The sequence below is a fragment of the Rhizobium sp. YAF28 genome (genome assembly GCF_052113285.1).
In the GTDB taxonomy this organism is placed as follows: domain Bacteria; phylum Pseudomonadota; class Alphaproteobacteria; order Rhizobiales; family Rhizobiaceae; genus Rhizobium.
Genome location: NZ_JBFRCX010000008.1, coordinates 371406 through 383860 on the forward strand (window position 1 = coordinate 371406; position 12455 = coordinate 383860).

Sequence of the window (12455 nt, forward strand, 5' to 3'; positions counted from 1 at the left end):
GCTCTTGACCGTGGGCCTGGCTTTTGTGTGTCTATGTGACCTCAGGGCCCGCGCTCAGGCCGCCGCGGCGTGTTCGAGCATCTCGTAGAGATCCTCGGCAAAGCTGCGCAGCACCGTGAGTTCGAAGCGCGTCGCCTGCGTCCGGGTCAGCTGGACGGAGACATGTCCGAAAAGCGTGACGGCCGATTGGCCGACGGGGAAAGCGGTGGGATCGATGTCGACTGCCGTTCCCCGAGTGAGCAGGTCCGCAGCGCGGGGACCGGAAAGAGCGATGCGGATGCGGCCATGGCTCTGATCGCAGACGAAGCCTCTGCCTCTTAAATGATCGGCAAGGAGCGTGATACGCGAGGGCGGCAGGCTTTCCTCGCCTGTTATATACCATTGCTGATAACCGGCCACTCGCGCAGCGCTCGTTGCCAGTCCAGCGGCAGAGAGCGCGTCGGCGAGGCTATCGCCATCAATTGCGGCCATGACATGCAGGAGATGGCCTTCCGGCAGCGGCTCCAGCCGGATGCCGGAGGCTTCAACTGTCGCCTTGCCGGCGAGGGCCGGCTTGTGTTCGGGACGTTCAGGCATGGAGCTTCTCGTTGTCGGGATCGATGAAGACGGGACTGCAGAGCACCGCCTCGGTGAATTCGTTTCTCAGGCCATTCCAGACCACGACCTTTTCGCCCATGCGCTCAGGCCCACGCTTGACGAGCGCAAGGCCGATCGTATGGCCAAGACTCGGTGAGAAGGCGCTCGAGGTCACATAGCCCTGGTCGTTTTCAAGGGTCGCTGCGGCATGCTTGGCAAGGATATGGGAACCGGTGCGGAAGCTCGTCGCCGGATCGAGCGGCTTGACGCCGACGAGGCGAGGGCGGTCCTCGGCCTGCAAACCTTCGCGGGCGAGCATCGCCTTGCCGATGAAGTCGGGCTTGGTGGCCGAAACCATGCGGGCGAAGCCGAGATCGCCTGGCGTAACCGTTCCGTTGATCTCGGCATGGGTGACATGGCCCTTCTCTATGCGCATGACCCCGAGTGCCTCGGCACCGTAGGGGCAGATGCCGTGCTTTTCACCCGCCTGCATGATCCGGTCGGCGACCCATTCGCCGTAGCCGGCCGGCACGGCGAGTTCATAGGCGAGTTCGCCGGAGAAGGAGATCCGGAAGAGCCGGCCCTCAAGCGAGCCGCCGAAGAGGGAGACCACGCGCGCGCTCATGAAGGGGAAGGCGGCATCGGAAATATCCGCGTCGACGATCTCGGAAAGGATAGCGCGCGATTTCGGGCCGGCGACCGCCATCTGCGCCCATTGGTCGGTCGAGGAGGCAAAACGGACATCAAGTTCCGGCCAGAGCGTCTGGGCGCAGAATTCGAGATGGGTCAGCACGCCGGCGGCGAGCGCCGTCGTCGTCGTCATGAAGAAATGGTCCTCGGCAAAGCGGCTCGTCGTGCCGTCGTCGTAGATCATGCCGTCCTCGCGCAGCATGATGCCATAGCGCGCCCGGCCGACCAGTAGCTTGGCAAAGCCGTTGCAATAGACGCGGTCGAGGAAGGCAGCGGCATCCCTGCCGAAGACCTCGATCTTGCCGAGGGTGGAGACGTCGCAAATGCCGGCATTCTGCCGGATGTTCAGCACCTCGCGGTCGACGCTCTCACGCCAACTCGTCTCACCCGCACGTGGAAACCAGGAGGAGCGGTACCAGAGCCCGGTCTCGACGAAGACGGCGCCATTCTTCTTGGCCCAGCCATGTAGCGGTGATCTGCGCACCGGCTGGAAATGACGGCCGCGCGAGCCACCCGTCAGCGCGCCGAAGGAGACGGGCGTATAGAAGGGACGGAATGTGGTGGTGCCGACTTCGGCAGGCGACACGCCGCGGGCCTCGGCCAGGATGCCGATCGCATTGATATTGGAAAGCTTGCCCTGGTCGGTCGCCATGCCGCTTGTCGTATAGCGTTTGGCAAGCTCGACATGCCCATATCCCTCGCGAACGGCAAGGCCGAGATCTTTGAGGTGTACGTCGTTCTGATAATCAACGAAGGCCTTGCCCTTTCCGCCCTTGACGGACCAAAGCGGCTTCGAGGCCGCCTCGGTTTCCTCGACGGGCGCGAAGGCGGGCTCAACGTTGACGAAGCCGATCGCCCTCAGTGCCTCAACGGCCTTCGCCGCGCCATCGCCGAGGCAGGCGCCCGTCGCGCCGAGCCCGGCCGCAGAGCCGGCAATCGACAGTCCCTGCTGGCGTTCCGGCGCCAGGAAGGCTGCCCTTTCCTCGGACCAGACCGGCTTGGCGCCCCGATGGCAGGCAAGATGGATGATCGGGCTCCAGCCGCCGGACATGGCAAGCGCATCCACCTCGATGCGCTGCACTGCCGAAGCGGTCTCGATCGTGACATGGCGCAGGCGTTGGCCGCCATGCGCGTCGCGCACGCGGCTGCCGTTCAGCACACGGGCGCGCCCGGACCAGGCACTGCCGGCCGCATCGCGGCTGTCGACGATGGCGGCGACATCGACACCTTCGGCTTCGAGGGCGGCCGCCGCGCGATAGCCGGAGGCATTGCTGGTGAAGATCACGGTGCGGGCGCCGGGCGTCACCGCCTGGCGGCTGAGATAGCTGTGCATAGCACCGGCCACCATCACGCCTGGAATATCGTTACCGCCGAAGACGAGCGGACGCTCTTCAGCGCCCGAGGCGAGGATTGCCTGTTTGGCGATGATGCGCCAGAGGCGCTCGACGGGCCGATGCGGATCGGGCAGCGCCACATGTTTTTGCACACGTTCGACGGCGCCGAAGACATTGTCGTCGTACCAGCCGACGACGGTGGTGCGCGGCAGGAGACGGACGTTCGGCAGGCCCTCGAGTTCGTCGAGCATGTCCTGCAGCCGGGTGCCGTTTTCGAGGAGCAGACTGCCGCCGAGCGCGAAATCTTCGTCGGCGAGGATGACGCGGGCGCCGGCGCGTCCTGCCGTCAGCGCCGCTGCGAGCCCGGCAGGTCCTGCGCCGATGACGAGCAGATCACAGTGAGCCCAGCATTTCTCGTAGGAGTCAGGATCGGGCTCGTAGGACGCCTTGCCGAGGCCGGCGGCCTTGCGGATCAGCGGCTCGTAGAGCTTTTCCCAAAGGGCGGCCGGCCACATGAAGGTCTTGTAGTAGAAGCCGGCGCTCAGGAAGGGCGACAGCAGGCCGTTGACGGCGCCAATGTCGAAGCCGAGCGAGGGCCAGCGGTTCTGGCTGCGGGCGATGAGCCCGTCATGGAGTTCGATCATCGTGGCACGCGTATTGGCCTCTGTGCGGCCGCCAGTGCTCGTCGTGACCAGCGCGTTGGGCTCGGCTGCACCCGCCGTCAGGATGCCGCGCGGCCGGTGATACTTGAAGCTGCGGCCGACGAGCTGGATGCCGTTGGCAAGAAGCGCGGAGGCGAGCGTATCACCGGGATGGCCGGCCAGTTGTCTGCCATCGAAGGTAAAGTTCAGCGTGCTCGATCGGTCGATCCGGCCACCGCTGGGAAGCCGCGAACTCGTCATGCCGCACCTCCGAGCTTGGCAAGCGCGGCATCGCTGACGGTGTGAACGGCATGGGTGACGGTGTCGCGCTCAACAGTCAGCCAGCGCCGGCAGCCGGAGGAATGGTGCCAGTACTCCTTGTGCCATCCCCTCGGATTATCCCGCAGATAGACGTAGTCGTACCAGGTGTCAGCGCCGGCATCGGCCGCCGGCCGGGTCAGGCTCGCATCGCCCCGGATGGTGAATTCTTCCTTGGGACGGATGCCGCAATGAGGGCAGGAAATCAGGCTTGCCATGGCTTCACGTCCTCAATGCAGGTTGGGCTGGGCGCCGACGCCCTTTTCATCGATCTGGTAGCCGCGCCGGAAACGGTCGAGACGCAGCTCGCGCGCCGTCTCGTGTGGCTCGTTGCGGGCAATCAGGTGGGCGTAGCAATAGCCGGAGGCGGGTGTGGCCTTGAAGCCGCCATAGCACCAGCCGGCATTCAGGTAGAGATTATCGATATGGGTGCGGTCGATGATCGGCGAGCCGTCCATGCTCATGTCCATGACGCCGCCCCAGCTGCGCAGATATCTGACCCGCGTCAGCGACGGGATCATTGCCACGCCGGCTTCGGCGACGTGCTCGACAGTGGCGAGATTGCCGCGCTGGGCATAGGAATTATAGCCATCAATATCGCCACCGAAGACGAGGCCACCCTTGTCCGACTGTGAAACGTAGAAATGGCCGGCGCCAAAGGTGACGACGGTATCGATGAACGGTTTCAGCCCCTCGGTGACGAAGGCCTGCAGCACATGGCTCTCGATGGGCAGGCGCAAGCCCGCCATGTCGGCGACCACGGTGGAATTGCCGGCGGCAGCGAGCGCCAGCTTGCCGCAGCCGATGAAGCCCCTGGTGGTCTCGACGCCTGTCACCCTGCCATTCTCGCTGCGAATGCCGGTGACCTCGCAATTGGTGATGATGTCGACGCCGCGGCTGTCGGCGCCGCGGGCATAGCCCCAGGCGACCGCATCGTGGCGCACCGTGCCGCCGCGCGGCTGGCGCAGGCCGCCCATGACGGGGAAGCGGGCATTGTCGAAATCGAGAAAGGGCAGCATCTTGCGGACAGCAGCCCGATCGAGGAGCTCTGCGTCAACGCCGTGCAGGCGCATGGCATTGCCGCGCCTTGTATAGGCATCACGCTGCGCATCGGAATGGAAGAGGTTCAGCACGCCGCGCTGCGAAACCATGGCGTTGAAGTTGAAATCCTGTTCCAGCCCTTCCCAAAGCTTCATCGACAACTCGTAGAAGGGGTTGTTGCCGGGCAGCAGGTAGTTGGAGCGGATGATCGTCGTGTTGCGGCCGATATTGCCGGAGCCGAGATAACCCTTCTCCAGCACGGCGACATTGGTGATGCCGAACGTCTTGGCGAGATAATAGGCCGTCGAAAGGCCATGGCCGCCGCCGCCCACGATGATCACATCATAATGCGGCTTCGGCGAAGGCTGGCGCCAGGCAGGCGCCCAGCCATTGTTGCCGCGAAGCCCGTTTAAGAAGATGGAGAGAGCGGAATAGCGCATGGATAGATCCGGTGGGAGCTGGTGCCATGATGCCAGAAAGAAGAGGCGTGACTTGCCTGTTTAGGACATTTATCGATAAGAAAGGGACATGGCGTCTGTCGAAGCAAAAAACCTGCATTCCATCGGCTTCATCCTTCTGCCGGGATTTGCCCTGATGTCCTATGCCTCGGCGAGCGAGCCGCTGCGCGCCGCCAACCTGCTCGCCGGGCGGGAAATCTACCGTATCTCATGCTTTTCGCCGGAAGGCGGGGTAGTGTTGTCTTCTGGTGGCGTACCAGTTCCAGCCGCGCCGCTTCCCGGTCGCGGTTTTGGGCTCGGCACTGTCTTCGTCTGCGCCGGCGGTTCGCCGCGCGACTGGCACTATCCGGCCGTGCTTTCCTGCATACGGCAGCTCGCGCGCGAAGGCGTGCGCATCGGCGGCATTTCGGGCGGCCCCTTTCTGCTGGCCGAGGCCGGGCTGCTGACAGGCCGTGACTTTACAATCCATTGGGAGCATGCGCCGACGCTTCTCGAAGCCTTTCCCGACCTGTCGCCGCGCCAGGCGCGTTTCGTCGTCGACGGCAACCGCATTACCTGCGGCGGCGGCATTGCGCCGCTCGACATGATGCATGCGCTGATCGCCGAGCGCATGGGACCGGATTTCGCCCGTCGGGTCAGCGACTGGTTCTTGCATACCGAGGTCGGTCAGCCGACAGCGCCGCAGCGCGCTTCCCTTGCCGAGCGCTACGGCGCGCACCATCCGGGTCTGCTGAGCGTCCTGGAGAAGATGGAGGAAACCATCGAGATGCCGCTCAACCGTGCAGCCATGGCTCGCATTGCCGGGGTGACGCCGCGCCATCTCGACCGTCTGTTCGCCGCTCACCTCGATACGACCTTCCTCGAGCAATACAGACGCATCAGGCTGCAGCACGCCCGAAGGCTCCTTGAGCAGAGCCCGCTGTCGATCTCCGAGATCGCCATTGCGACAGGTTTTTCCGGCGCCGCGCATTTTTCACGCCTCTTTCGCGGCCTCTACGGCACCAATCCGAGTTCAAGCCGCAAGCTCTGACTTTCTTCAGGGTTGAGAAGATTTCACTCTGACGATAGGATACTTGCAGAGAGAGTGCGCGAAGGACTGTGAATGAAGATCAAGCTGGATGAAACGTCGAGCCAGGAGCATGCCCATGCGGTTCGTCAGGCCCTGTCCCAGAATCCGCACGCGGTGCGCGAGCCGAAGGAAAACAATCTCGAAATGGCGATCGGCCATGAGGTTCGCGCCTATCGCAAGAAGCTCGGCATTACCGTGACCGACCTTGCCGCCGCGACCGGCATTTCGCTCGGCATGCTGTCGAAGATCGAGAACGGCAATATCTCGCCATCGCTGACGACCTTGCAATCGCTCTCGCGCGCTCTCGGCGTGCCGTTGACAGCCTTTTTTCGCCGTTACGAGGAGCCGCGCAACGCCGTCTTCGTCAAGGCGGGGCAGGGTATCGAGCTTGAGCGCCGCGGCACGCGCGCCGGCCATCAGTATAATCTGCTCGGCCATATCGACAACAACAGCAGCGGCGTGATCGTCGAGCCCTACCTCATCACGCTGACGACCGATTCGGATGTCTTTCCGACCTTCCAGCATGAGGGCATGGAGCTGATCTACATGCTGGACGGAGAGGTCGTCTATCGCCATGGCGACCAGCTTTTCCCGATGCAGCCGGGCGACAGCCTGTTTTTCGATGCCGATGCGCCGCACGGACCGGAAAAACTTGTGAAATTGCCGAGCCGATATCTCTCCATCATCAGCTATCCGCAACGCGGCAAGAATGACTGACTTGCCTTAAAAGAAAAAAATATTCCTGCAGGTTGAAAACCCAAAACAGACCTGATAGTCATTTTGCAGACGCGAAATGGAGGGTCTGTCATGTGCGGAATTGTGGGTCTCTTCCTGAAGGATAAAAGCCTCGAGCCGGAGCTCGGCGCGATGCTGTCGTCCATGCTGGTGACGATGACGGACCGCGGGCCTGATAGCGCCGGCATTGCCATCTATGGCGCAAGCAGCGGCGACAGCGCGAAGATCACCGTCCAGTCCGCCAAGCCGAAGAAGGATTTCTCGGGTCTTGAGGCCGAGCTTGAGAAGGAACTCGGCACGGAGGTCTCAATCGACATCAAGAGCACCCATGCCGTCGTCACCCTGCCGAAGGACATGCTCGAAGAGGGCCGTGCCGCCATCGCCGAGCTGCGCCCCGACATCCGTATTATGAGCAGCGGCGACGCGATCGAGATATACAAGGAAACCGGCCTGCCGAAGGACGTCGTTTCCCGTTTCGCCGTCAATTCCATGGCTGGAACACATGGCATCGGCCATACCCGCATGGCGACGGAATCGGCAGTCACCACGCTCGGTGCCCATCCCTTTTCCACCGGCTCCGACCAATGCCTCGTCCACAACGGCTCGCTCTCCAATCACAACAACCTGCGCCGCGAACTCAAGCGCGAAGGCATGACCTTCGAGACCGAGAATGACACCGAGGTTGCCGCAGCCTACCTGACCGCCGAAATGGCCAAGGGCAAGAATCTTGGCGAGGCGCTGGAAGGTGCCGTCGACGATCTCGACGGTTTCTTCACCTTCGTCGTCGGCACCAAGTCCGGCTTCGGCGTCGTGCGCGATGCGATCGCCTGCAAGCCTGCTGTCATGGCCGAGACCGACCGTTACGTCGCCTTCGGCTCGGAATACCGCGCGCTCGTCAACCTGCCCGGCATCGATGCCGCGCGCGTCTGGGAGCCGGAGCCCGCGACCGTCTATTTCTGGGAACGCTGAGAGCAACTTTTCTGCCTTCATCCCATCGGCTCGATTTCATTTCAGGACGATTTCATGCCCACATTCGATCTTGCGGCGACCCCGCTTCGTGACCTCAATCAAGCCCTGCATGACGTGGCGTCAGGCGACAACGACCTGCAGTTCGACGTCGTCAATCCGCGTGGCCACCATGCCGTCGCCGCCGGCGTGCATGCACCCGTCAGCATCGATATCCACGGCAGCGTCGGCTATTACTGCGGTGGCATGAACGAGGAGGCGGTCATCACCGTGCACGGCTCGGCCGGCCCCGGTGTCGCCGAAAACATGATGTCCGGCCGCATTACCATCAAGGGTGACGCCAGCCAGTATGCGGGTGCCACCGGCTGCGGCGGCCTGCTCGTCATCGAGGGCAATGCCTCTTCGCGCTGCGGCATCTCGATGAAGGGCATCGATATCGTCGTGCGTGGCAATATCGGTCACATGTCCGCCTTCATGGCGCAGGCCGGCAACCTCGTTGTGCTTGGCGACGCCGGCGATGCGCTCGGAGATTCCCTTTACGAGGCCCGCATCTTCGTCCGTGGCAAGGTCGAGAGCCTCGGCGCGGACTGTATCGAGAAGGAAATGCGGGCAGAACATCTTGAGCTTCTCTCCGCCCTGCTCGCAAAGGCAGGCATTACCGATGTGCGGCCGGAGGAGTTCAGCCGCTACGGTTCTTCCCGCAAGCTCTACAATTTCAACGTCGACAATGCCGACGCCTATTGAGTTTTATCGAGGTTCTCCATGAGCTATCATAACCCGCCCACAAAGCCTCGCCTTTCGGCAACCTTCGACGAATACACGATGTCGGAAATCCGCCGCGCTGCGGCGACCGGCATCTATGATATCCGCGGTGGCGGCGCCAAACGCAAGCTGCCGCATTTCGACGATCTCTTGTTCCTCGGAGCCTCGATCTCCCGCTATCCGCTCGAAGGTTACCGCGAGAAGTGCGGCACCAATGTCGTGCTCGGCTCGCGCTACGCCAAAAAGCCAATAGAACTCAAGATCCCGATCACGATCGCCGGCATGAGCTTCGGCTCGCTCTCCGGTCCGGCCAAGGAAGCGCTCGGCCGTGGTGCCACGATCGCCGGCACCTCGACGACAACAGGCGATGGCGGCATGACGGAGGAAGAGCGTGGCCATTCTGAGACGCTCGTCTACCAGTACCTGCCGTCGCGCTACGGCATGAACCCGCGGGATCTGCGCCGCTGCGATGCGATCGAGATCGTCGTTGGCCAGGGTGCCAAGCCCGGTGGCGGTGGCATGCTGCTCGGTCAGAAGATCTCCGACCGCGTCGCCGAGATGCGCACGCTGCCGAAGGGTATCGATCAGCGTTCGGCAAGCCGTCATCCCGACTGGACCGGCCCTGACGACCTCGAGATCAAGATCCTCGAACTGCGCGAGATCACCAACTGGGAAAAACCGATTTATGTGAAGGTCGGCGGTGCGCGCCCTTATTACGATACGGCCCTTGCCGTGAAGGCCGGCGCCGATGTCGTCGTGCTCGATGGCATGCAGGGCGGTACTGCGGCGACGCAGGAAGTCTTCATCGAGCATGTCGGCATGCCGACGCTCGCGTGCATTCGCCCGGCCGTGCAGGCGCTGCAGGATCTCGGCATGCACCGCAAGGTGCAACTCATCGTTTCGGGCGGCATCAGGAATGGCGCCGACGTGGCGAAGGCCCTGGCGCTCGGCGCTGATGCCGTGTCCATCGGCACGGCCGCCCTCATCGCCATCGGTGAGAATGATCCGCGCTGGGCGGCGGAATACGAGGCGCTGCATACGACGGCGGCCGCCTATGACGACTGGCACGAAGGCAAGGATCCGGCCGGCATCACCACGCAGGATCCGGAACTGATGAAGCGCGTCGATCCGATCACCGCCGGTCGCCGCCTCGCCAATTACCTCAAGGTCATGGCACTGGAGGCGCAGACGATCGCGCGCGCCTGCGGCAAGAATCATGTCCACAATCTGGAACCGGAAGACCTCTGCGCATTGACGATCGAGGCTTCTGCGATGGCGCAGGTACCGCTCGCGGGAACGAGCTGGATACCGGGCAAGGGAGGTTACTGATTTCTACCGGCCGGGCAAAAGGTCCGGCCGCTTCGCATCCATAACCAAAGTGTCTCTGAGAAATCCAAAGGGGAACGAGAATGACACTGGACCTTGCTGCTTTTGCGAAAGACAAAGGCATCAAATATTTCATGATCAGCTATACTGACCTCTTCTCCGGCCAGCGTGCCAAGCTGGTGCCGGCGCAGGCGATTGCCGGCATGCAGGAAGAGGGTGCGGGTTTTGCCGGGTTCGCCACCTGGCTCGACATGACGCCCGCCCATCCCGACCTCTTTGCCGTTCCTGATGCCACCTCCGTCATCCAGCTTCCCTGGAAGAAGGACGTCGCCTGGGTAGCCGCCGATTGCATGATGGAGGGCAACGTCGTGGCGCAGGCGCCGCGCAACGTGCTGAAAAAGCTCGTCAATAAGGCCGAAGCGGCGGGCAAGCGGGTCAAGACCGGCGTCGAGGCCGAATTCTTCCTGATCACCGCCGACGGCGAACAGATTTCCGATGGCCGCGACACTGCTGAAAAGCCCTGCTACGACCAGCAGGCCGTCATGCGCCGCTACGACGTCATCGCCGAGATTTGCGACTATATGCTGGAGCTCGGCTGGGGCGCCTATCAGAACGACCACGAGGATGCTAACGGCCAGTTCGAGATGAACTGGGAATTCGACGATGCGCTGAAGACGGCCGACAAGCATTCCTTCTTCAAGTTCATGGTCAAGTCGATCGCCGAAAAGCACGGGCTTCGCGCCACCTTCATGCCGAAGCCCTTCAAGGGCCTGACCGGTAATGGCTGCCATTGCCATATCTCGGTCTGGGACAATGATGGCAAGGTCAACGTCTTCGCCGACAGGGCAGCCGAATTCGGCCTGTCGGCGGAAGGCAGGCATTTCCTCGGCGGCATCATGAAACACGCTTCGGCGCTTGCCGCGATCACCAACCCGACCGTCAATTCCTATAAGCGCATCAACGCGCCGCGCACGACCTCGGGCGCCACCTGGTCGCCGAATACGGTAACCTGGACCGGCAACAACCGCACCCACATGGTACGCGTGCCGGGCCCCGGCCGCTTCGAGCTGCGCCTGCCTGATGGTGCGGTCAACCCCTACCTGCTGCAGGCAATCATCATTGCGGCCGGTCTTGACGGGCTGAACAGCAAGGCAGATCCCGGTCCGCATCACAATATCGACATGTATGCGGAAGGCCATCTGGTGAAGGACGCGCCGCGTCTGCCGCTGAACCTGCTCGATGCGCTGCGTGCCTATGACGCCGACGAGGGTCTGAAGGCTGCGATCGGAACCGAGTTCTCCGCCGCCTATCTCAAGCTCAAGCACCAGGAATGGAATGCCTTCTGCTCGCATTTCACCCAGTGGGAACGCGACAGCACGCTCGATATCTGAGCCGACCGGTTGAGGTTTTGACATCATGCGCCTGCGAGCCGGAGCATCAACGCACCGGCCCGGCTGATGGCCTATGCGTCAAGTGACGAAGGAAGAGATGGCATGAAGAGCTACGTACTGACAGTATCCTGCAAGTCGACGCGCGGCATCGTTGCGGCGATCTCGGGGTATCTCGCCGAACAGGGCTGCAATATCGTCGACAGCTCGCAATTCGACGATCTGGACACCGGCCAGTTCTTCATGCGCGTCTCCTTCATTTCCGAGGAAGGCATCTCCGGGGCCGATATCCGCGCCGGCTTCACCAGCATCGCCACGCGCTTCGGCATGACTTATGATTTCCATGACAGCGAGAAACGCATGAAGGTGCTGCTCATGGTGTCCCGCTTCGGCCATTGTCTCAACGACTTGCTCTATCGCTGGAAGATCGGTGCTTTGCCGATCGATATCGTCGGCGTCGTCTCCAATCATTTCGATTACCAGAAGGTCGTCGTCAACCACGACATTCCCTTCCACCATATTCCCGTCACTAAGGCCAACAAGGTGCAGGCGGAAGCGCATATCATGGACGTGGCCGAGCAGACCGGCACGGAATTGATCGTGCTCGCCCGCTATATGCAGATCCTGTCGGACGAGATGTGCCAGAAAATGTCGGGCCGGATCATCAACATCCACCATTCCTTCCTGCCGAGCTTCAAGGGCGCCAATCCCTACAAGCAGGCCTATGAGCGCGGCGTGAAGCTGATCGGCGCGACAGCGCATTACGTGACGGCCGATCTCGACGAAGGCCCGATCATCGAGCAGGACACTGCTCGCATAACCCATGCGCAGAGCGCCGAAGACTATGTCTCGATCGGCCGCGATGTCGAAAGCCAGGTGCTGGCGCGCGCCATCCACGCCCATATCCACCACCGTACCTTCATCAATGGCAACCGTACCGTCGTCTTCCCGGCAAGCCCCGGCAGCTATGCCTCCGAGCGCATGGGCTGAGCCATGGTCAAGGTAATCGACGGCAAGCAGGTTGCCGCTTCCGTAATCGAAACCGTTAAATCGGCAAATGCTGCGCTTGAAGCCGCCAAGGGCGTCCAGACGGGCCTTGCCGTCGTCATTGTCGGCGATGATCCGGCGAGCCACACCTATGTCAGTTCCAA

The 12455-nt window shown here is 62.4% G+C and carries 12 protein-coding genes; 8 read left to right on the top strand and 4 right to left on the bottom strand.

What is annotated here, in order from left to right; all coding sequences use genetic code 11:
* Positions 1 to 54 precede the first annotated feature (54 nt).
* Genes AB4Z13_RS20520 through AB4Z13_RS20535 form a run of 4 tightly spaced genes read right to left on the bottom strand, consistent with a single transcriptional unit; the run spans position 55 to position 5040 of the window.
* A complete protein-coding gene (locus AB4Z13_RS20520) occupies positions 55 to 576 on the bottom strand; it encodes a sarcosine oxidase subunit gamma (RefSeq protein WP_310381816.1) in 522 nt (173 codons plus the stop codon).
* Positions 569 to 3502, bottom strand: coding sequence for a sarcosine oxidase subunit alpha family protein (locus tag AB4Z13_RS20525; RefSeq protein WP_439018220.1), 2934 nt, complete (start codon positions 3500 to 3502; stop codon positions 569 to 571). The genes AB4Z13_RS20520 and AB4Z13_RS20525 overlap by 8 nt, the downstream gene beginning before the upstream one ends.
* Positions 3499 to 3777, bottom strand: a complete 279-nt coding sequence (locus AB4Z13_RS20530; protein ID WP_439018219.1) for a sarcosine oxidase subunit delta — start codon at positions 3775 to 3777, stop codon at positions 3499 to 3501. Before AB4Z13_RS20530 ends, AB4Z13_RS20525 begins: the two co-directional genes overlap by 4 nt.
* 12 nt (positions 3778 to 3789) lie before the next feature.
* On the bottom strand, positions 3790 to 5040 hold the full coding sequence (locus AB4Z13_RS20535; protein WP_113325129.1) for a sarcosine oxidase subunit beta family protein: 1251 nt from the start codon (positions 5038 to 5040) through the stop codon (positions 3790 to 3792).
* Positions 5041 to 5128: 88 nt separating this feature from the next.
* Here AB4Z13_RS20535 and AB4Z13_RS20540 point away from each other — a divergent pair, with 88 nt between their 5' ends.
* The 8 genes from AB4Z13_RS20540 to AB4Z13_RS20575 form a co-directional block, all read left to right on the top strand.
* Positions 5129 to 6088 (top strand): GlxA family transcriptional regulator, encoded by a 960-nt coding sequence (locus AB4Z13_RS20540; protein ID WP_439018218.1) that lies wholly within the window; start codon positions 5129 to 5131, stop codon positions 6086 to 6088.
* A 72-nt stretch (positions 6089 to 6160) separates the two neighbouring features.
* The gene (locus AB4Z13_RS20545) at positions 6161 to 6844 is read left to right on the top strand and encodes a helix-turn-helix domain-containing protein (protein WP_025668617.1); all 684 of its coding nucleotides are present in this window, start codon (positions 6161 to 6163) and stop codon (positions 6842 to 6844) included.
* Positions 6845 to 6934: 90 nt separating this feature from the next.
* Positions 6935 to 7831: a class II glutamine amidotransferase gene (locus AB4Z13_RS20550; protein ID WP_439018217.1), complete on the top strand. Its 897-nt coding sequence runs from the start codon at positions 6935 to 6937 to the stop codon at positions 7829 to 7831.
* A gap of 54 nt (positions 7832 to 7885) precedes the next feature.
* Positions 7886 to 8572: a protein GlxC gene (locus tag AB4Z13_RS20555; RefSeq protein ID WP_439018216.1), complete on the top strand. Its 687-nt coding sequence runs from the start codon at positions 7886 to 7888 to the stop codon at positions 8570 to 8572.
* Between the two features lie 18 nt (positions 8573 to 8590).
* Positions 8591 to 9919, top strand: a complete 1329-nt coding sequence (locus tag AB4Z13_RS20560; protein ID WP_037098381.1) for an FMN-binding glutamate synthase family protein — start codon at positions 8591 to 8593, stop codon at positions 9917 to 9919.
* 80 nt (positions 9920 to 9999) lie between these two features.
* Positions 10000 to 11307, top strand: coding sequence for a type III glutamate--ammonia ligase (gene glnT, locus AB4Z13_RS20565; RefSeq protein ID WP_113325125.1), 1308 nt, complete (start codon positions 10000 to 10002; stop codon positions 11305 to 11307).
* Positions 11308 to 11409: 102 nt separating this feature from the next.
* Positions 11410 to 12294, top strand: a complete 885-nt coding sequence (purU, locus tag AB4Z13_RS20570) for a formyltetrahydrofolate deformylase (protein WP_439018215.1) — start codon at positions 11410 to 11412, stop codon at positions 12292 to 12294.
* Positions 12295 to 12297: 3 nt separating this feature from the next.
* Positions 12298 to 12455 (top strand): tetrahydrofolate dehydrogenase/cyclohydrolase catalytic domain-containing protein (locus tag AB4Z13_RS20575; RefSeq protein ID WP_442206658.1); only part of this gene is annotated, 158 nt, incomplete at its 3' end.